The organism is Azospirillum sp. TSH20 (assembly GCF_003115935.1).
Lineage (GTDB): Bacteria > Pseudomonadota > Alphaproteobacteria > Azospirillales > Azospirillaceae > Azospirillum.
The window spans coordinates 1-19,027 of sequence record NZ_LGQU01000073.1 but is presented as its reverse complement, the minus strand read 5'-3'; the positions used below and the strand labels follow the sequence as shown (position 1 = coordinate 19,027).

Below are 19,027 nucleotides of genomic sequence, written 5' to 3'. Positions count from 1 at the left end.
CGATCGGTTCCGGTCCCTTCCGCTTCCTGGCCGACGAATGGGTGCCGGGCAGCCGCGCGGTCTATGCCAAGTTCGACGGCTACGTGCCGCGCAACGAGGCGCCCGACTGCACCTCCGGCGGCAAGATGGTCTATGTCGACCGGCTGGAGTGGCATGTCATCCCCGATGCCGCGACGGCGACCGCGGCGCTCCAGCGCGGCGAGGTCGATTGGTATCATGGACCCGACCTGACGCTGCTGCCGCTGCTGAGCCAGGATCCGGCCATCAACACCGAGGCTTACGACGATCTCGGCTACATGACCATCCTGCGCTTCAATCATCTTCAGCCGCCGTTCGACCGTCTGGAGATGCGCCGGGCGATCCAGATGGCGGTCAATCAAGTCGATTACCTCCAGGCGCAGGTCGGCATGCCCGATCTGTACAAGGAATGCCGGTCGACCTTCTTCTGCGGCACGACGATGTCCACCGGTGCCGGCTCGGAGGTCATGGCGGCCAACTTCGAGAAGGCCAAGGCGCTGCTGAAGTCCTCCTACAAGGGCGAGAAGGTGGCGATTCCGACCGCGACCGACCTGTCCTGGCTGCACGCCGCCTCGCTGGTGACGGAAGATTTGCTGAAGCGCATGGGGGTGAATGTCGAGTTGCAGGCGATGGATCTCGGCACCTTCTACAAGCGCCGCACCAGCATGGAGCCGGTCGACAAGGGTGGCTGGTCGATCTTCCATGCCGGCTTCAGCGTGACCGACATTCTCGACCCCTCGACGCATCTCGGGCTGCGCGCCAACGGCAAGCAGACTTGGCCGGGCTGGCCGACCGATCCGGTGATCGAGCAGCTGCGCGACGAGTGGATGACCGCGGATCCGCAGGACCAGGGCGCGATCGTCCGGAAGATCGAGGCGCGCGCCTTCGAGACTGTGCCCTTCGTTCCGCTGGGGCAGTTCCAGACACCGTCCGCCCGGCGGCGCACCGTGACCGGCATGCTGAAGGCGCCGCTGCCGCTCGCGTGGAACATCAAGCTGGGCTGAGTCACGTGGGGGCAGCGGGGGCCGAGGGGAAGGCGGAATGATGATCGGAAATCGAGAGGCCAGAGCGAACGTCGCCGGCTTCCCAGGGCCTTCGCAGCAGAGCTTTCTCCTGTCCGAAAGTGCCTTGCGCCGTCGGGGCTCGCTCAAATGGGACCGCTACGATCCTTCGGTCCTTCCCTGCTGGGTTGCCGAGATGGATTTCGATATGGCCGAGCCGGTCCGCCGGGCCGTGGCAGATCTGTCGGCGACGGGCGCCTTTCAATATCCTCTGCGTCGGGGCCGGCCGCCGGACCGCCTGGTCGCCGATGCCTTTGCGGAACGGATGGAGAGGCGGTATGGCTGGCCGCTCGAACCCGATTGCACGCTGGTCGTCACGGATCTCGTGCAGGCCATCTACGCGGCGGTGACGGCCTTCACCCGGAAAGGGGAGGGCGTCGCCGTCCAGCTTCCCGCCTATCCGCCGTTCAGGGCGGCTGTCGAGGATACCGGACGGCATGCCGTCGCATGGCCCGCCGTTCTTGGTCCGGGCGGCTATGGCTGGGACCTGGGCCGGTTATCGCAAGACGCACGGCTGGCTGCGAAACTGCTGATCCTGTGCAATCCGCACAACCCGACCGGCAGGATGCTCAGCCGGGCGGAACTGTCGGAGTTGGCCGACCATGTGGTCCGTAACGATCTGACCGTCGTCGCCGACGAGATCCATGCGGACATCGTCTATGACGGTCGTGCCCATATTCCGTTCGCCTCGCTGCGGCCTGAGGTTGCCCGGCGGACCGTCACGCTCCATTCGGCGACCAAGAGCTTCGGCATTCCCGGCCTTCGCTGCGCGGTGATGCATTTCGGGTCGCGCGCGCTGCTGGAGCGGTTCACGGCGGTGCTGCATCCCAGATTGCTGGGGCAAAGCAGCATCGCCGGCATCGAGGCGACGCTGGCCGCGTGGCGGGACGGGCAGGGGTGGTTCGAGGCCGTGCTGGCCCATCTGCAAGGGATGCGGGATTATGTCTGCGCGGTTCTGCGGGCGGAGATGCCGGAGATCGGGCTTCATCCGCCGCAGGCAACCTATCTGGCTTGGCTGGATTGTTCGGCGATGGGGTTGGACCGGCCGGCCGGGGAGTTCTTTCTCCACCATGCGAAGGTCGCGTTCAGCGCCGGCGAAACCTTCGATCCGCAATCCCCGCAGTTCATCCGGATGAATTTTGCGACGTCGAAGCCCCTCATCGACGAAATTCTCGACCGGATGCGGCAGGCGATGAGGAGCCGCTGACAGGACTAGCTCACAGAAATCAATGGCGACCGCCCGGCTCGTGGGGCATCCCGCAGGGCATCGCGACGATGCGCCAGATGGTGGTTCAGGAAGCATCCTTGTTCCGTTTTGCGGAGAATGGAAAGCCCGATGCGGGAGATCAACCAGCGGCGGCTGCGTTACTTTCATGAAGTTCTGACGCACGGCTCGATCCGTCGGGCCGCCGATGCAATCAACACCGCCCCTTCGGTGATAACGCGCCAGATCCGGCTGCTCGAAGAGGAGCTGGGGGCCGCATTGTTCGAGCGGGGAGCCAGCGGCGCCACGCCGACCGAAGCGGCGCAATATGTCCTCGAATACTGGCGCTTCTGCCGATCCCAGCAGGAGAATCTCGAGGAACGGATTTCCGAGATCAACAACCTGCAACGCGGAAGCCTGCGTCTGGCGATCAGCGAGGGATATATCGACGAGTTGATGGAAAAGGCGCTGCTGCCGTTCAGCAAGGCCTATCCGAACATCCAGTTCACGATGAACACCATGTCGGCGACCGAGGTCGTGTCCGAAGTGGCGGAGGACGTCGCCCATATCGGGATCGCCTTCAACCCGCCCCGCTCGACCAAGACCCGTACGGTTCTGAAGGCGAATGCCCCGGTCCATGTCCTGGTCGGTGCCCGCCATCCGCTGGCGCTGTGCCCCGAGCCCGTCACCCTTTCCCAGGTGTTCGAATATCCGGTGGCGACAATGCCGTCGGCGACGGGTCTCGGCAAGCTGGTCGAAACGCTGGCCTATGTCGAACAATTGCCGCTCAACATCGCCTTTATGACCAACTCCGTCCACAGTCTGGCGCGGTTCGTCCTCAACAACCACGCGGTGACCTTCACCGGGGCGATCAACGCGTCCGCCATGGCGGATGCGGGGGAGGTCGTCGCCCTGCGCATCCAGCATCCGCTTCTGCTGAAATCCAATGCGCAACTGATCGTGAAGGCGGGGCGCAACCCGATCAAGTCGGCGCGGACGCTGATCGACTATATCGGCAGCAGAACCGGGATCTTCGCGCCCGAGTTCCGCACATCGGACGGGCCGAGAGCGCGATCGGAGAAGCCGTCGCCGCTTCCCTGCAAAGGCAATGGAGGCGCCGTGACGCTGTGACCTGGATGGTCAGGCGCGGAACGTTCAGCCCCGGCCGCCGACCGTCCTCAAGGTGTCGCGGACATCCAATTCCGCCGCCAGCAGGATTTCGGCGACCTGATCCCTGACCCAGGCCGATGCCGGATCCTGATCGAGCTGGAGCGACCACACCATCGCGACTGCGGGCAGTCTCAGGGTCAGAGGAGCGGGGCAGTCGGTTAAGCCGAAGTGGGGAGCATAAAGACGGGCCATGCGGGTCGGAATGGTCGTGATCACCGGCGCGCAGGCGACCGTCGCCAGAATGGTCAGGAACTCCGACCCGGCGGCGACGACGTCGAGATCCGCCCCGATCTCGGTCAGGGCATTCTCAAGGCAGCCTTGCAGGCTGTCGGTCCGGGTCACCAGGGCGTGCGGCGCGGACAGATAATCCGCCAAGCTGATCGGTGTGCCGAGCGCAATCTGACGGGCATTGAAGACGCAGCTCAGGGACTGTTCGAACAGGAACCGCGATCTATGGCGCTGGGCCACCGCGTCGAAGCAGCCGACGGCCAGATCGAGCGCCCCGTCGTCCAGCATGCGGTGAGCCTCCTCCTTGCCGGTCGACCGGCAGAGAAGGCGGATCCCGGGTGCGGACTGCCGGATCCGTGCGGTCAATTCGGGAAGCAGCAGAAGCTCCACCTCGCTGGAAAAGCCCAGGCGGACGGTCCGTTCCTCGGTCGCCGGATCGAAGAGGGTGCGGGCATGAAGCGCCGTCTGCATCTGATCGAGAGCGGTGCGGATCGGTCCGGCCAGCATGCGGGCACGGGCTGTCGGCTGCATGACCGTCCCGACCCGAACGAACAGCTCATCCTGGAACAGCATGCGCAGGGTGGAAAGGCTGTGGCTCATCGCCGGCTGGCCGACCCGCAGGCGCGTGGCGGCGCGCGTGACGCTGCGTTCCTGCATCAACGCATCGAACGCGACGAGAAGATTGAGGTCGAACGACCGCAGATCGAAATGATTGATTGAGACCATGATCCGCATCGATTTGTCTGATGGGTAATGTGGCATTAGGTTGGCTGCCAGGCAACCCCCAACAGGAAAATCCCATGCAGTCCGAACCGGCCGTGTATCGCGTCGGCGATGCCGTCATCGTCAAAATTCCCGAACTGCCGCTCGAGGGAGTCGATCCGGCTTACCTCTACCCCGAGTTCGACCCCGCCGTCGGCCCCGAGACCGCCCGTGAGTTCGGTTCCGGATCGGTGGACCAGCAGACGGGCATGCTCCGCCAGAGCATCCATACCTGGCTGGTCCGCACGCCGGACAGGGTCATCCTGGTCGATACGGCGACAGGAAACGACAAGGAACGCCCGGCGATGCCGGTCCTGCACCGGCTCAACGAACCCTTTCTCGACCGCTTGAAGGCGGCGCAGGTCGATCCCGAGGATGTCGATCTGGTGCTGTTCACTCACCTGCACGTCGATCATGTCGGGTGGAACACGCACAAGGTCGGCGATCAATGGATTCCGACCTTCCCCAATGCGCGGTATGTCTTCTCCGCCCGTGGACATGACTATCTCGCGGCGTTGTCTGCCGGCGACGGCTCCGACGCGGCAATCAGGGCGGAAGCCGGGCTGGGCCGCATGGTCAAGACGCCGTTGGCGGGGGTCTATGAGGACAGCGTGCGTCCCGTCGTCGAAGCCGGGCTGGCGCGACAGATCATGGTCGACGAACTGGAGGCGGTGGAGGGCTTTTCCTTCCTGCCGACCCCCGGCCACAGCATCGATCACGCCTGCATCCGCTTCACGTCCCGGGGGGAGCACGCGCTGTTCTGGGGCGACGTGCTGCACCACCCGACGCAGATCGTCAGGCCCGATTGGAATTCGCTCTATTGCGAATTTCCCGAGGCTGCCCGGGCGTCCCGCCGCTGGGCGCTGAACCACGCGGCGGAGACTGGGACCCTGGTCTTCACGAGCCATTTCGCCGAATCCTCCGCCGGCCGCGTCGGGCGCGAGGGCGACCGGTTCACTTGGCAATTCGTCTGAACGGATTTTGCCAAAGCAAGGAGCGAGCATGTTGCAGACAGACCATTCGCCGAACCGCCGGATCCAGTGCGAGCGGGTGATGATCCCGAGCGATACGGACGGCGTGACGCTTCAACTGATCAACAAGCGTCCGGCCGATGCGGTGGAGTATTCCGCCGAACGCACGCTGGTCATGATCCACGGCGCGACCTTTCCGTCGGAAAGCCTGTTCGACGTGCCGGTCGCAGGCGCCTCGTTCATGGATGTTCTGGCCGGCCATGGCTATGACGTCTGGGCCGTGGACGTCCGCGGCTATGGCGGTTCGACGCGCCTGCCCGAGATGTCGCAGCCGCCCGAAGACAATCCGCCGCTGAGCCCGGCCCGGACGGCGGTCCGCGATCTCGCCACGGCGGTCGATTTCGTCCGGCGGAAACGCGGCGTCGAGCGGGTGCACCTGCTCGGCATGTCCTGGGGAGCGACCGCTGTCGGGACGCTGGCCGCCGAAGCCGGCGACCGGTTCGGAAAACTGATCCTGGTCACGCCCCTCTGGCTGTCGGGAACGCCCTTGCGGTTCGATTCCGGGGGGCCGATCGGCGCCTACCGCATCGTCAACCCGCTGGCTTTCGAAGCCGCCTGGCGCGGTGCTGTGCCGGAGCAGGAGAGGGCGGGGCTGATCCCGGAGGGCTGGTTCGACGCCTGGGCCGAGGTCACGCTGGCCACCGACCCTGCTTCGTCCACCGCGGGGACGATCCGTGCGCCCTCCGGTGCCGTGCTGGACGTCCGGCAGCACTGGACCGCCGGCAATCCGCTCTACGACCCGGCGGCGATCGCCAATCCCGTCCTGCTCGTCTGCGCCGAATGGGATGTCGATGTGCGGTTCGACATGGCGCAGGATCTGTTCACCCGGCTTACCGGTGCGCGGTACAAGCGGCTGGTGGAGATCGGTCAGGCGACGCATATGGTGCTGATGGAAAAGAACCGCGGACAGGCGTTCGACGCGGTCATCCGGTTCCTGGACGAACAGGCCGAACCCGCCGCCTGAGCGCAGGCGAGCCGTTCATCAGTCAAGAAGTTTTGAGGGCCGTCTCGCTCCATGGCGAGGGCGGCCCTCGTTGCTGTAAACCGGATGATTAAAAAAATGGATCCGGCCGTCCCGCCGGCCCGCGCTTGACTAACGGGAAATTACTGATAGTCTGATGAGCGACGACTGACATGTCAGAACTCATTCAGTCGTCAATCCAGAAAATCTGCGGGAGGAAACTGATGAGGAACAAGATTCCCTATCGGTGGGTCGTGGCGATCGTGCTGTTCGTCGCCTACAGCATCCAATATCTCGACCGGGTGAAGTCGAGCGTCCTCACCCCGGCGATCGCCCAGGATATCGGTCTGACGACGGCCGACATCGGGACTGGCGCCTTTCTCATGCTGCTGTTCTATGGTCCGGCACAATATATCTCGGGCCTGCTCACCGATCGTTTCGGTGCCAAGAAGATCCTGCTTTTCTCAGTGGTCGCGTGGTCGGTGATGACGGCTTGGATGGGGCTGATCCAGTCCTGCGACGAGTATCTGCTGCGCATGGCGACGTTTGGCTTTCTCGTCGGCACCGAGTATGTGCCCTCCGCCCGCATCCTGATGCGCTGGTTCAACAAGCAGGGGCGCGCACGGGCACAGGCACTGTTGTCCTGGGCCTGGATTCTGACGCCCGCCTGGGCCAGCGTCTTCGCCACCCATCTGGCGCAGGTGTCCGGCGATTGGCGGCTGGTCTTCTACGTCACCGCCGCCTGCGGCGTCCTGCCGCTGGCTCTGATCGGTCTGATGGTTTTCGACCGGCCGGAACAGTATCCCAAGATTACGCCGGACGAACTCGACCACGCCTACCGCGATGAGATCGAGGAGGGGGTGATCAAGAAGGGTGAGTACGGCGACGCCCGGAATACGATCCTTCGCAGCAACACGATCACGTTCGTCCAGTTCTTCCGCAACCCCAGCTATGTCGCGGTGGTCTTCGTCGACATCGTGATGCAGGTGACCCTCTACGGCGCCCTGACCTGGATTCCGCTGTATCTGTCCGACGTGTTCCACTTCAAGCTTCAGACGATGGGGTGGTGGAGTTCCCTCTATTTTCTGGCCGGCGCGGTCGGCAGCTTCACCTCGTCTTATCTGTCGGATCGCGTGTTCCACGGCAACCGCCGCATCATGATCATGACCTGCTTCATCGGTCTGGCGCCCTTCGTCTTCCTGCTGGCGACCCTGCAGAGCGCCGACCCGGTTCTGCTGGCGGTCGCGCTGTGCGGCATGGGGTTTTTCGGGAACATGGCATGGGGCCCCTTTCTGGCCGTGCCGGCGGAAATCTTCACCCCTGAGGTTTATGGCAAGGCGATGGGGTTCGTGAACGGTGCCGGATACTTCGTCGCCGCATTCAGCGCGAAGATCTTCGGTGCCCTGGTGGTGGTGACGGCTGCGGGCAAGGATTACTCGAACGGTTGGTACTTCATCGGGGTCTGCGTCCTGCTCGGCATCGTCGCCGCGAGCTTCATCCGTCCCCGGCTGCAACGGGAAGGAGGGATCCAAGGGCGGCCGGCTCCTGCGCGCGCCTGACGGCGGGTTGTCCATACCGCCTCATATTCTCCTGTACGAGGCGGCACTTGTGGCCGAGCGGTCTCCGCTCGGCCATTTTTCATGGAACCCTGATGTTGAGGAGAATCAACGGTTTCAAGACACCGAACCGGCGTTTTGACGGACTTTAGAAATCGCGCGACAAGGCGCGGCGCGTCAGCCGGTCGAGGAAATCGATGAAGCCTTGTGTCGCTTCGACGGCGCGCTCTTCCGACGATTCCGCGATGGCGGTCAGGATCTTGGCGTGCAGGTCGGCGGCTTCCGTGAAGCTGTCGGTGTCCTCGATGTAGGCGTACCAGAAGCGCCGCGAGAGCGCCAGGACACCCCTTGCGGTTTGCGCCAGCATGCCGTTGTGGGCAGCCGCGGTGCGGATTTCATGGATGGCGCGGTTCGTCGTGAGATAGAGAGAACGGTTTCCGGTCGCCGCCGCCTGCCGGATGACCGCGGCCAGCCGCAGCATTTCCGACCGTTCCGCTTTGGTGGCGCGCCGGATCGCCAGCCGGGACATCAGCAGTTCCAGCGGCAGGCGGACCTCCAGCAGTTCCAGTTGCTTCATGACGTCCACCGGGGTCACCAGCGCGCCGCGGCGCGGGTGAATCTCGATGAAGCCTTCGAGCTTCAGCCGTTGCAGCGCCTCGCGGATCGGCGTGCGTCCGCATCCCAACTCTTCGGCCAGCCGGTTCTCAGAAATCATCGATCCCGGAGGCAGCGCCCGCGTGACGATCATCTCCTCGATCCGCAGATACGCCGTTTCGGCGATCGACGCCGCTTCCTGATCCACCTTGATCTCGTCTCCCATCAGGCTCTCCGTCTCCCGGTTCCGCACGGCAATCCCGCACGACGATTCCACGCTGGTCCACTTTGGCGATCCAGCTTGACAATATTGCGCCCCATCTGATATGTCACATGCATACTAATCGATCATCAATCGGCGTTGCCCCAGGATCATCAGTTTCGATCGCCGGGCCGCCGCGACCTCTCTCCAGCAATACGGACATCCCATGATCGGAATCGAAAAGACGGGGCGCGTCTGCGTCATCACGCTCGACCGGCCGAAGCGGCGCAATGCGCTGGGCGAGGAGGTCATGAAGGGGCTTGCCGCCGCGCTGCGGGCGGCGGAGCAGGACCCCGATGTCGGGGCCGTCGTCCTGACCGGAGCGCCTCCGGCCTTCTGCGCCGGCAGCGACCTGAAGGAACTCGGCGGCCAGTCGATCGCCGCCATGTGCGGGCACGAGGCGGAAACGGCGGCCATCGCCCGGACCATCGCCTATATGTCCAAGCCGGTCGTCGCCGCCGTGGAGGGCTATGCGCTGGGCGGCGGGTTCATTCTGGCGGTGTGCTGCGACATCGTCGTCACCGCCCGAGGAACCCGCTGGCACCTGCCGGAGGTGCAGAACGGCTGGCTGCCGCCCTGGGGGTTGCAGGCCCTGGTCGCCCGCGTCGGCGGAGTCAAGGCGCGTCTGCTCACCTGGGGGGTCGAGCCGATCCTTGGCGACGAGGCGCTGAGGCTGGGCATCGCCGACTACGCGGCCGAGGACGGCGCCGCTCTCGACCGTGCCAAGGCGCTGACGACGGCGTTGGCCGCACTTCCCGCCAATGCGGTGGCGACCACCAAGCGCTTCTTCGAGGCGTTCGCCGCAGCGGACGCGGAGCGCGCCGACATGCAGGCGTCGCGCCTGTTCGCCGAGGATTGCCTCTCTCCCGCCGCCCGCGCCACGTTCGACCGCTTCACGGTGAAGTCATGAGCAAGATCGTCGATGTTGCGGAGGCCGTCGGCGGGATCGCCGACGGCGCCACCGTCGCCTCGGTCGGGGTGATCGGCTGGGTTACGCCCGACAAGGTGCTGAAGGCGCTCGGCGACCGCTTCCGCGCCACCGGATATCCGCGCAACCTGACCTTCTATTTTCCGGTGGGAACCGGTGATGCCCAGGGCATCAGGGGCATGGACCATGTCGCCCAGGAAGGGCTGATGAAGCGGATCATCGCCGGATCCTACATCAATCCGCTCGATCCCAGGACCAACCGGCGCCCGGAGCTGATGCGCCTGATCCGCGAGAACCGCATCGAGGCCTATTCCTGGCCGATCGGCGCATCGATGCATTGGCTGCGCGAGGTCGCGCGCAAGGGGCCCGGCTATCTGACCCAGGTCGGGCTCGGCACCTACATCGATCCGGCGCATGGCGGCGGCCGGTTCACCGCCAGGGCGACCGAGGAACTGGTCAGGAAGGTGGAGTTCGACGGCAAACCCTATCTCTACTATCCCAGCTGGCCGATCGACGTGGCAATCGTTCGGGCGTCGACGGCCGACGAGCACGGCAACCTGTCCTTCGAGGACGAGGCGCTGGTCTCCTCGAACATCGGCCTCGTGCTCGCCGCCAAGGCCAGCGGCGGCCGGGTGATCGCCCAGGTCCGGCGGGTGACGGGGGCGGGGGAACGGCCGGCCTCCATGGTGATGATCCCCGGCATGTTCGTCGATGCGGTGGTGGTCGATCCGGACATGATGATGTCCACCGGCATACCGTTCGACTCCGCCTATTTCAGCGGGCAGCGATCCCCGTTGTCGGCGTTGCCGAAGCCGACCCAGAGCCCGGACAAGGTGATCGCCGCCCGTGCCGCGCGCGAGGTCGCCAAGCGCCAGCTGTCGATCTTCGGCTTCGGCGCCGCCGCCGATATTCCGCTGGTGATGGCGGAGCAGGGGCTGTTCGACGACGGCGCCCTCGCCGACTACTGGTTCACGACGGAGCACGGCTCCTACGGCGGCGTCGTCATGTCCGGCTGGCAGTTTTCCGCCAACATCAACCCGGATGCCATTCTCGACGGACTCTACCAGTTCGACGCGATCGACGGCGGCCTCTGCGAGTTCGCCGCCCTGGCCTTCGCGCAATTCGACAGCCACGGTTCGGTCAATGTCAGCCGGTTCGGCGCAGCCAACCCTGGCGCCGGCGGGTTCATCGACATCGCTCAGAATGCCAAGCGTCTGGTCTTCACCGGCACCTTCACCACCGGCGGCCTTGATATCGCGATTGCCGACGGCCGTCTCGACATCCGGCAGGACGGCAAGATTTCGAAGTTCGTCCGCGATGCCGAAAGCGTGACCTATCGGGTGCTCGACGGCGTTCGTTACAGGGACCAGTCGGCACTCCTGGTAACCGAGCGCGCGGTCTTCCAGGTGACGTCCGACGGGCTGGTGCTCAGCGAGATTGCGCCGGGCGTCGATGTCCGCCGGCATGTGCTGGAGCGGATGGAGTATCAGCCCATCCAGATTCTCGACCCGCTGCCGGTCATGGACGCGGCCCTGTTTCGCTGAGCAAAAGCGACGGCGGCGACCGGACGTCACCGTAACCGGCGGCCATAGCGGCCGCCGGATGCGGCTTGCCGAGCGTCGGCTCCGCTGGTTTGCCCGTCTTTTTCAAAAAGCCAAAAGAATGGGGGTAGGAAACGATGCAGAGAAAGGCACTCTCTTGTCTGGCGGCGACCATATGCATGGTCTCCGCCGTGGCCCGGGCCGAGGTTGCCGGGGTGCGGATCGGTGTCCTCAACGACCAGTCCGGCATCTATGCCGACATGGGCGGAAAGGGTAGCATCGAAGCGGCCCGGTTGGCGGTCGAGGATTTCACCGCCGCGGGCGCGGGCGCAAACAAGGGTATGAAGATCGAGATCATCAGCGCCGACCATCAGAACAAGGCGGATATCGGCTCGGCAATCGCCCGCGAATGGTACGATCAGAAGGGCGTCGATCTCATTGTCGATATTCCCAATTCCAGCGTCGCCTTGGCGGTCCAGGCGGTGGCCCAGGACAAGGGTAAGCTCGCCATCTTTTCCGGGGCCTCCTCTTCCGACCTGACCAATGCCAAATGCTCTCCGAACAGCTTTGCCTGGACCTACGACACCTATGGCCTCGCCAAAGGAACGGCGGGCGCCCTGACCAAGGGGGAGGAGGACAGCTGGTTCTTCGTGACCGCCGACTATGCCTTCGGTCATGCGCTGGAACGGGACGCCGCGGCGGTCGTTACGGCCGGAAAAGGGAAGGTGATCGGCTCGGTCCGCGCCCCGCTTGACACTCCCGACTATTCCTCGTTTCTGCTGAAGGCCCAGGGGTCCGGCGCCAAATACATCGGACTGGCCAATGCCGGCGGCGACACCATCATCTCGATCAAGCAGGCCGGAGAGTTCGGCCTGACCGACGGGGGGCAGACGCTGGCCGGGCTTGTCGTCTACCTGACCGACGTGCATGCGCTGGGGCTGAGCACGGCACGCGGCCTGTTGCTGACGGCATCCTTCTACTGGGATCTCAACGACGAGACCCGCGCATGGTCGAAGCGGTTCCATGAGCGGACCAACAGGATGCCGACGATGGTGCAGGCCGGCGTCTACAGCGGGGTCATGCACTATTTGAAAGCAGTGTCGGTGGTCGGCACCACCGATGCTATGACGGTTGCCGAACAGATGCGCAAGACCCCGGTCAAGGACATGATGACCGACAACGCCGTGCTGCGGGAGGACGGCAAGCTGGCGCGCGACATGTACCTGTTCCAGGTCAAATCGCCCGCCGAATCCAAAGCGCCATGGGACTATTACAAGCTGGTCCGCCGGATCCCCGCCGGCGAAGTCGTCCGTCCGCTCTCCGAAAGCCAATGCCCCCTGGTCAGGAAATGAGCGGGAAGGAGCGGAAGCCGCAGCGCCTCCGCTCCCTCTTCCATCAGAAGGCGCTGCCGTTGCGGGCCATCAGTTCGCGGACCCGGGCGCCGGGAATATCGCGGAACCGCAGATCTTCATCGAGGGACAGCACCGTAGCGACCGCCGCGGCGTGGCCATATTCGAAGCATTGGGCGGTGACCCGCGCCGAGGCCAGCGCCTCGTGCTCGGCGCTCAGGCAGCGGCCGGCCACGATGATGTTCTCGCCCGCTTCCGGAACCAGGGCCAGATAGGGAACCTCGTACCAGTCGTCGAGCAGCCAGTGCAGCTTAGGCTTGTCGCCCGCATGCAGCTCGATCGGCCAGGGCACGCGGCAGATGCCGTCCGCCCGCTTGCGGCATTCGACCACGTCGCTGTTGCGCAAGGTCTCGGCCCCGACGATGGAGCGGGTTTGCCGGATTCCGGCCTCGGCCCCAGTATCGACGACATAGCTGTTCTCGCAGCCCGGCACCGTGTCGCGCAGGAAGCGGGCATATTCGCGGACCTGAAGGCGCCCGCTCATCTCGGCTTCGGTGAAGTCGGCCGGATCGATGACGTTGAGCATGCGCTCATCACGGCCGCTCAGCCGTGTCGCGTTGACCATCAGCTCGTTCGGCCGGGTGGTCGGGAAAATCCAGATCTTGTTGCGTGGAAGTTGGTAGGCGCCGCCGTCATTCGCCTGCCGGATGGCTTCGGTCAGTTTCGGCGGGCAGATGGTGTCCTCTCCGTAATAGGCGACGTAGCGATCCATATCGACGTTGCCGAGACGGAAGAACATCGTCGGATTCTGGATTTTGCCATTGTCGCCGAAGAGATAGCGGTGGCCGGCACGGGCGACGACCGCCGCGTCGCCCGAGGCGTCGACGACGCGCCGGGCGCGCACGGTGGACCGTCCGGCCTTGGACTCGATGACGACGCCGGCATAGCGGTCGCCATCCATGAGAACGCCGGTCACCGCGGTGTGGAACAGCACGCGGACCCCGGCCGCGGCAAGAAAGGCATCCGCCGTTTCCCGCCACATCAGCGGGTCGTGGGTCACGGTCCAGGTCTTGCCGTAGATTTGCGGCGCGGTCAGGCCGCCCCGCTCGGAAATCGCCCGGCGGAACCGTTCGGTGAAGCCGAAGACGACCTGTTCGGGGCCGGCATTGCGGTCGGTGGCGAGATACATGCCGCAGATCGTGCCCGACATGCCGGCGACCGCCGCACCGCCGCAGAAGCCGTACCGTTCCAGAAGCATCACCGACTTGCCGGCCTCCGCCGCGACCGTCGCGGCGGCGACCCCGGCGGCACCGCCGCCCACCACCAGCACGTCGACATCGGCCAGGACGGGGAGGCCGGGGGCTTCCTCCAGACGGCACACCGTCGTCCAGCCGGGAAACAGGTCCGCCTGAAACATCGTACCCACCTTTTGATATGTCAGTTGTCGATCAACGGTAGCGGCGGTCGCCGGCTTTGTCGACTGCTTTCTGACCGCCGCCCTTGTCGGCGGCTCCTCAGCCGATCGTCCGCTCCAGCACGTCGAGCCAGTTCGACCAGCCGATCTTGTTGAGCAGCGTCTCACCGTAGCCGCGCCGGCGCAGTTCCTCGTAGAACAGCGGCATGCCCGCCGCCGTGCCGATGTCCCGCGGGACGACGCAGCCGTCGAAGTCCGACCCGATCGCCACCCGGTCTTCGCCCAGCCGTTCCAGCAGCCCCTCCAAGTGCCGCACAACCACCTCCATGCCGGTATCCGGGTTCATGTTGCCGTCGGCGCGCAGGAAGGAGGTGGCGAAACACAATCCCACCACGCCGCCGGATTCGCGGATGGCGTCGAGTTGCCGGTCGGTCAGATTGCGGGATGACGGGCAGAGCGCGTGGGCGTTCGAATGGGTGGCGACCAGCGGTGCCTTCGACAGGCGCGCCACGTCCCAGAATCCCTGTTCGGTGATGTGCGAAAGATCGATCATGATCTTCATTTCATTGCAGGCTCGGACCAGTTTCTCGCCCGCCGCCGTCAATCCCCCGCCGCAGTCGGGGCTGCTGGGGAAGCGCGCCGGCACCCCATGGCCGAAGATCGTGTCGCGGCTCCAGACCGGACCCAGCGAGCGGAGCCCGGCGGCATGCAGGACGTCCAGCATGTGCAGGTCGGCGTCGATGGCGTCGGCGCCTTCGAGATGGACCAGCATGGCGATGCTGCCGCGCGCCATCGCCGACCGGATCGCACCGGTATCGCGGCAGATGGTGACGGCCCCCTGCGAGGCCCGCTCCACCCGGAGGAGCAGGGACAGCATGGTCACGATGGGATCGCGCGCCGCTTCCAGTTCGAGCATCGGCGGCAACGGGATGTCATAGCGCTCGCCGGCCATGCTGGAGTAGTTGTTGCGGGACGAGGAGGGCGAGAACAAGGCGAAGAAGCCACCCGCGAAGTTGCCGGCGCGGGCCTTGGGCAGATCGATGTGCGCCTCGTCCTGTCCCCCAAGAAATGCCGTGGCTGGATCGGCCGTCGCGGTGCGGTAAAGACGAAGGGCGACGTCGTTATGGCCGTCAAAGGTGGGAATCGACGCTGGGCTCATGGGATGGGTTCTTCCTGATGTCCGGCAGTTATTTCTGCCCATCAGGATCTTGGCGGGGTTTTTCCGGCTGGCGAAGTCTATTCTGCGACGTCTTCCGTTGCACTCTGGGCAACTCCGGACGGTTCGAGCGAGCTCAGGAACTCCGTCGAGAAGATGCGGGTTAGGGAGCGGATGTGCTGGATCAGCATCTGCGTTGCCCTGGTCGGGGGCCGGCCGACCTTGACGATCAGATGCGCCGCCGATTTCAGCAGCAGCGGATGGTCGACCCGCCGGGCGACGACACCGCCGCCCTCCGCGGCGGCCAGCGCGTTGTGGGCCCCGAGAAAGGTCACCGCCCGGTTGTTCCGCACGAAGCGCGCCAGGCAGTGGACCGAATTGGTCGAGAAGGCGACGGTGAGCGGGACCTGTTCGACATAGGCCAGGGTTTCCATGATCTTGCCGATGCCGAAGGTCGACGGCATCATCGCCACCGGATATTCCAGGGCCTGCTGGATCGTGATCGGTCCCGGCATGGCGGAAAGCGGGTGATCGGCGCCGACCAGCATGTAGAGCGGAAGCACCGATTTCATCACCGTGCGGATTTTCGCCGATCGCGGCGGATTGAAGGTGATGCCGATGTGGGCGATGTCCTCCGTCACTTCGGCGACCACGTCGTTCGCCGTCATGGTGTTCATCGTCAGCTGGATGTTCGGATAGGCCCTGCTGAACGGCAGCAGCGCATGGTCCATCAGATCGTCGATGAAGCCCTCGCCGATCGCCAGACGCAGGCTACCCCTTTGCAGATTGTTGAGCTCGGCGATGCGTTCCTCCAGATCCTCCTGCTGCGACCGGCAGGTCCGCCAATAGTCGAGGACATGGTGCGCCGCTTCCGTCGGGGTGACGCCGGAAGCCCCACGCTCGAACAGCGGGGTGCCCAGCTCCTCTTCCAGCAGGCGGATCTGGCGGGCGATGACCGATGGCGCCGTATTGATCACGTTGGCCGCCCCGCGGATCGATCCGTGAGTCAGCACTTCGAAGAAATAGCGCAACCGTCGCTGATTGATTTCCCGCATCGAGCACCCCTGCGGCTTTGCCTCTTAGCCTTGACCGGCGTGGCCGGCTGAATCCGATACCGGGAGCACGCTAACAGTGTTCCCATTTGGGCAACGCCGGAGAACTCCAGCTGCTCTTCCCGCGCCTCGTAATCGCGCACTAGATTTCCCAGGAAGAACATCTTGTCGACCGACCTTGCAATTCCTGACAGAACTGGTGAGACCATGCGCGTACTGGTCGCGGGCTTTGAGCACGAGACGAATACATTCGCTCCTACCAGGGCAGGCTATCAAAACTTCGTGAATGGAGAAGGCTATCCGGCCATGGCGTGCGGCAGCGAGATGCTGCGGCTGCGCGACGTCAATCTGGCGACCGGCGGATTCATCCAGGCTGCGGAACAGCGCGGGTTCGAGATCGTCCCGGTGATCTGGGCAGGGGCGAGCGCCTCCGCGCACGTCACGACCGACGCCTACGAGCGGATTGCCGGCGAGATCGTCGCGGCGGCGAAGGCTCACGCATTCGATGCCATCTACCTCAACCTTCATGGGGCGATGGTAACCGAACTGCATGACGATGGCGAAGGCGAACTGCTGCGCCGGCTGCGCGCGGTCGTCGGGCCGGAAATGCCGATCTTCTGCTCGGTCGATCTCCATGCCAACATGACCGAAGCGATGCTGACGCTGGCGACCGGGATCGTCGGCTACCAGACCTATCCGCACGTCGACATGGCGGAGACCGGACGCCGCGCCGTGGTCTTGCACGACGCCTGCCGGGATGCCGGCGGGCGTCTGTATCGTGCCGCCCGTCGTCTGCCGTTCCTCATCCCGCTCAACGCACAATGCACGCTGGTCGATCCGGCGCGGTCGACCTACGCCCTGTTGCGGGAGAAGCAGGTGGGGGACGTGGTGTCGCTGTCCTTCGCACCGGGCTTTCCTGCGTCCGATTTTTCCGAATGCGGCCCGGTCGTCTGGGGCTATGGCCGGACGCAGGACGCCGTCGAGGCCGCGGTGGAGGCGGTCTACCGTCACATCCTGGAGACGGAGCCGCAATGGGCGGTGACGTTCCTCGATCCGGAAAGCGCGGTGAAGGAGGCGATGCGCCTGTCGGCCGGTGCGACCCGGCCGGTGGTCATCTCCGACACCCAGGACAACCCAGGTGCTGGGGCCGATGCCGACACCACCGGCATGCTGCGCGCCCTCGTCGCCTGTCGGGCGGAGGGAGCGGCCCTCGGCGTCTTCTACGATCCGGCCGCGGTCGCCGCCGCGGTTGAGGCGGGGGCCGGCGGAACGGTGACCCTGGCGCTTGGCGGGCGCTCCGGCACCGCGGGGGACGAGCCGTTCGTCGGAACCTTCGAGGTGGAAACGGTCGGCGACGGCCGTTGCGTGTTCGAGGGGCCGATGCTGCGGGGAACCGAACTCGACCTCCAGGGGGCCGCCTGCCTGCGCATCGACGGCGTGCGGGTCGTGGTCAGCGCGACCAAGGCGCAGATGTTCGACCGCAACCTCTACCGCATGGTCGGCATCCAGCCGGAAGCGATGAAGATCCTGGTGAACAAGAGTTCCGTGCATTTCCGCGCCGATTTCGGACCGATCAGCGAGGCAATCCTGATCGCCAAGGCGCCGGGACCGATGAAGGCCGATCCCAGGGACTTGCCCTGGACGAAGCTGCCGCAGGCGATGCGCCTTATCCCGGCGGCTTGAGAACTGACCACGGGTTCCATCCTGTGCGCCGCTGGCGCGATGAAAGGTTCAGCATGACGACCGACACGATCATTCATACCCTTGAGGTCGAGGACCTCACGCCGGCGGCCTTCGCGCCGTTCGGAGAGGTGCTTGCCGTGCGCGAGCGGCCGACCTTCGATCTGCCGACCAAGACGCTGCATCGCTTCGATTGGTCCACCGATTCCGAAACCATCGTCCAGATCATCGCGTTCAAGCCGCTGCCCTTCATAGTCGGTGCCGTCGAACGGCACTGGCACGTCACGGAATCGCGCATGCATATCGGCGGTTCTCCGGCCGTCGTGGTCGTGGCGCCACCCAGCGACGCTCCGCCGACGCTCTCCGATCTCCGGGCGTTCAGGATCGACCGTCAGGGCTTCATGTTCAAGACGGGGACTTGGCACAGCCTGAACGCCTATCCGGAAGGCTCGGCGCCATCGGAATTCCTGTTCCTGTCGGATCGGGCGACCCAGAGCGAGCTGTTCGACAACCCGACGCCCAACCCGGTCCGCAGCAGCATCCACCGGTTCGAGACGGGAATCGCGATCCGGCCGCCTGCCTGAGCTGCCGGTGCTGCCACGACAAGCGGAGCTTTCACTTCGGGAGGCGGGAGTCATGGGAATCTCACGGCGTGCATTTCTGGCAGGATCGGCAACGGTGGCAGGGGCGGTGGCAGGCGCGGCGACGATTGCCGCTCCGGCGATCGCGCAAGCGCGGAAGGCTGTCCTGCGCTACATCCCTCCCTCCAATCTGGCGGGCATCGATCCGGTGCTGACAAGCGGTGCGCCCGTCCGCAATCACGGCTACCAGATTTACGACACGCTGTTCGGGATGAATACGCGGTTCGAGGTCAAGCCGCAGATGGCCGAGGGGGCGGAACAGTCTGCCGACGGGCTGACCTGGACGATCCGGCTGCGTGACGGATTGAAGTTCCATGACGGCGAAAAGGTCCTGGCGCGCGATTGCGTCGCCAGCCTGAAGCGCTGGGGCGCCCGCGACCCGCTGGGCCAGACCATCTTCGGATTGACCGACGAGCTGC

17 protein-coding genes are annotated in these 19,027 nt (G+C 65.1%); 12 read left to right on the top strand and 5 right to left on the bottom strand.

Going from position 1 to position 19,027, the window contains the following annotated elements; all coding sequences use genetic code 11:
- The 3 genes from TSH20_RS20225 to TSH20_RS20215 all read left to right on the top strand — a co-directional run.
- On the top strand, nt 1–1,022 hold a 1,022-nt coding region (locus tag TSH20_RS20225; RefSeq protein WP_247874492.1), incomplete at its 5' end, for an ABC transporter substrate-binding protein.
- Between the two features lie 193 nt (nt 1,023–1,215).
- On the top strand, nt 1,216–2,286 hold the full coding sequence (locus tag TSH20_RS20220; RefSeq protein ID WP_199232106.1) for an aminotransferase class I/II-fold pyridoxal phosphate-dependent enzyme: 1,071 nt from the start codon (nt 1,216–1,218) through the stop codon (nt 2,284–2,286).
- Nucleotides 2,287–2,415: 129 nt separating this feature from the next.
- Nucleotides 2,416–3,414, top strand: coding sequence for a LysR family transcriptional regulator (locus tag TSH20_RS20215; RefSeq protein WP_109076386.1), 999 nt, complete (start codon nt 2,416–2,418; stop codon nt 3,412–3,414).
- Nucleotides 3,415–3,438: 24 nt separating this feature from the next.
- Here TSH20_RS20215 and TSH20_RS20210 read toward each other — a convergent pair whose 3' ends face one another.
- On the bottom strand, nt 3,439–4,407 hold the full coding sequence (locus TSH20_RS20210; RefSeq protein ID WP_109076388.1) for a LysR substrate-binding domain-containing protein: 969 nt from the start codon (nt 4,405–4,407) through the stop codon (nt 3,439–3,441).
- Nucleotides 4,408–4,481: 74 nt separating this feature from the next.
- On the opposite strand from TSH20_RS20210, the gene TSH20_RS20205 reads away from it, so the two are divergent.
- The 3 genes from TSH20_RS20205 (at nt 4,482) to TSH20_RS20195 (ending at nt 7,994) form a co-directional block, all read left to right on the top strand.
- Nucleotides 4,482–5,417 (top strand): MBL fold metallo-hydrolase, encoded by a 936-nt coding sequence (locus tag TSH20_RS20205; protein WP_109076385.1) that lies wholly within the window; start codon nt 4,482–4,484, stop codon nt 5,415–5,417.
- A 28-nt stretch (nt 5,418–5,445) separates the two neighbouring features.
- On the top strand, nt 5,446–6,438 hold the full coding sequence (locus tag TSH20_RS20200) for an alpha/beta hydrolase (RefSeq protein ID WP_109076384.1): 993 nt from the start codon (nt 5,446–5,448) through the stop codon (nt 6,436–6,438).
- A 221-nt stretch (nt 6,439–6,659) separates the two neighbouring features.
- A complete protein-coding gene (locus TSH20_RS20195) occupies nt 6,660–7,994 on the top strand; it encodes an MFS transporter (protein ID WP_109076383.1) in 1,335 nt (444 codons plus the stop codon).
- A gap of 145 nt (nt 7,995–8,139) precedes the next feature.
- Here the strand turns inward: TSH20_RS20195 and TSH20_RS20190 are convergent, their stop codons facing one another.
- On the bottom strand, nt 8,140–8,811 hold the full coding sequence (locus TSH20_RS20190; RefSeq protein ID WP_109076382.1) for a GntR family transcriptional regulator: 672 nt from the start codon (nt 8,809–8,811) through the stop codon (nt 8,140–8,142).
- Nucleotides 8,812–9,013: 202 nt separating this feature from the next.
- Here TSH20_RS20190 and TSH20_RS20185 point away from each other — a divergent pair, with 202 nt between their 5' ends.
- The 3 genes from TSH20_RS20185 (at nt 9,014) to TSH20_RS20175 (ending at nt 12,668) form a co-directional block, all read left to right on the top strand.
- Entirely contained in the window at nt 9,014–9,757 is a 744-nt protein-coding gene (locus TSH20_RS20185) for an enoyl-CoA hydratase/isomerase family protein (protein WP_109076381.1), read from the top strand.
- Nucleotides 9,754–11,319, top strand: coding sequence for a CoA-transferase (locus tag TSH20_RS20180; RefSeq protein ID WP_109076380.1), 1,566 nt, complete (start codon nt 9,754–9,756; stop codon nt 11,317–11,319). The genes TSH20_RS20185 and TSH20_RS20180 overlap by 4 nt, the downstream gene beginning before the upstream one ends.
- A 176-nt stretch (nt 11,320–11,495) precedes the next feature.
- Nucleotides 11,496–12,668 (top strand): ABC transporter substrate-binding protein, encoded by a 1,173-nt coding sequence (locus tag TSH20_RS20175; RefSeq protein ID WP_247871606.1) that lies wholly within the window; start codon nt 11,496–11,498, stop codon nt 12,666–12,668.
- A 43-nt stretch (nt 12,669–12,711) separates the two neighbouring features.
- Here the strand turns inward: TSH20_RS20175 and TSH20_RS20170 are convergent, their stop codons facing one another.
- From TSH20_RS20170 to TSH20_RS20160, 3 genes are all read right to left on the bottom strand, one after another.
- Nucleotides 12,712–14,082: an FAD-dependent oxidoreductase gene (locus TSH20_RS20170; RefSeq protein ID WP_109076378.1), complete on the bottom strand. Its 1,371-nt coding sequence runs from the start codon at nt 14,080–14,082 to the stop codon at nt 12,712–12,714.
- Nucleotides 14,083–14,179: 97 nt separating this feature from the next.
- The gene (locus TSH20_RS20165; RefSeq protein WP_109076377.1) at nt 14,180–15,238 is read right to left on the bottom strand and encodes a dipeptidase; all 1,059 of its coding nucleotides are present in this window, start codon (nt 15,236–15,238) and stop codon (nt 14,180–14,182) included.
- A gap of 77 nt (nt 15,239–15,315) precedes the next feature.
- The gene (locus TSH20_RS20160) at nt 15,316–16,290 is read right to left on the bottom strand and encodes a LysR family transcriptional regulator (RefSeq protein ID WP_109076376.1); all 975 of its coding nucleotides are present in this window, start codon (nt 16,288–16,290) and stop codon (nt 15,316–15,318) included.
- Nucleotides 16,291–16,494: 204 nt separating this feature from the next.
- On the opposite strand from TSH20_RS20160, the gene TSH20_RS20155 reads away from it, so the two are divergent.
- The 3 genes from TSH20_RS20155 to TSH20_RS20145 form a co-directional block, all read left to right on the top strand.
- On the top strand, nt 16,495–17,970 hold the full coding sequence (locus TSH20_RS20155; protein ID WP_109076375.1) for a M81 family metallopeptidase: 1,476 nt from the start codon (nt 16,495–16,497) through the stop codon (nt 17,968–17,970).
- Between the two features lie 53 nt (nt 17,971–18,023).
- On the top strand, nt 18,024–18,551 hold the full coding sequence (locus tag TSH20_RS20150) for an ureidoglycolate lyase (RefSeq protein WP_109076374.1): 528 nt from the start codon (nt 18,024–18,026) through the stop codon (nt 18,549–18,551).
- Between the two features lie 52 nt (nt 18,552–18,603).
- Nucleotides 18,604–19,027: ABC transporter substrate-binding protein (locus tag TSH20_RS20145; protein WP_247874490.1), on the top strand; the 424-nt coding region annotated here is incomplete at its 3' end.

Excerpts from the sequence above, each read along its gene's own strand:
- TSH20_RS20205 (WP_109076385.1), top strand. The coding sequence starts at position 4,482 with ATGCAGTCCGAACCGGCCGTGTATCGCGTCGGCGATGCCGTCATCGTC.
- TSH20_RS20155 (WP_109076375.1), top strand. The coding sequence starts at position 16,495 with ATGCGCGTACTGGTCGCGGGCTTTGAGCACGAGACGAATACATTCGCT.
- TSH20_RS20220 (WP_199232106.1), top strand. The coding sequence starts at position 1,216 with ATGGATTTCGATATGGCCGAGCCGGTCCGCCGGGCCGTGGCAGATCTG.
- TSH20_RS20210 (WP_109076388.1), bottom strand. The coding sequence starts at position 4,407 with ATGGTCTCAATCAATCATTTCGATCTGCGGTCGTTCGACCTCAATCTT.
- TSH20_RS20185 (WP_109076381.1), top strand. The coding sequence starts at position 9,014 with ATGATCGGAATCGAAAAGACGGGGCGCGTCTGCGTCATCACGCTCGAC.
- TSH20_RS20215 (WP_109076386.1), top strand. The coding sequence starts at position 2,416 with ATGCGGGAGATCAACCAGCGGCGGCTGCGTTACTTTCATGAAGTTCTG.
- TSH20_RS20195 (WP_109076383.1), top strand. The coding sequence starts at position 6,660 with ATGAGGAACAAGATTCCCTATCGGTGGGTCGTGGCGATCGTGCTGTTC.
- TSH20_RS20165 (WP_109076377.1), bottom strand. The coding sequence starts at position 15,238 with ATGAGCCCAGCGTCGATTCCCACCTTTGACGGCCATAACGACGTCGCC.
- TSH20_RS20190 (WP_109076382.1), bottom strand. The coding sequence starts at position 8,811 with ATGGGAGACGAGATCAAGGTGGATCAGGAAGCGGCGTCGATCGCCGAA.
- TSH20_RS20180 (WP_109076380.1), top strand. The coding sequence starts at position 9,754 with ATGAGCAAGATCGTCGATGTTGCGGAGGCCGTCGGCGGGATCGCCGAC.
- TSH20_RS20170 (WP_109076378.1), bottom strand. The coding sequence starts at position 14,082 with ATGTTTCAGGCGGACCTGTTTCCCGGCTGGACGACGGTGTGCCGTCTG.
- TSH20_RS20160 (WP_109076376.1), bottom strand. The coding sequence starts at position 16,290 with ATGCGGGAAATCAATCAGCGACGGTTGCGCTATTTCTTCGAAGTGCTG.
- TSH20_RS20175 (WP_247871606.1), top strand. The coding sequence starts at position 11,496 with ATGGTCTCCGCCGTGGCCCGGGCCGAGGTTGCCGGGGTGCGGATCGGT.
- TSH20_RS20150 (WP_109076374.1), top strand. The coding sequence starts at position 18,024 with ATGACGACCGACACGATCATTCATACCCTTGAGGTCGAGGACCTCACG.
- TSH20_RS20200 (WP_109076384.1), top strand. The coding sequence starts at position 5,446 with ATGTTGCAGACAGACCATTCGCCGAACCGCCGGATCCAGTGCGAGCGG.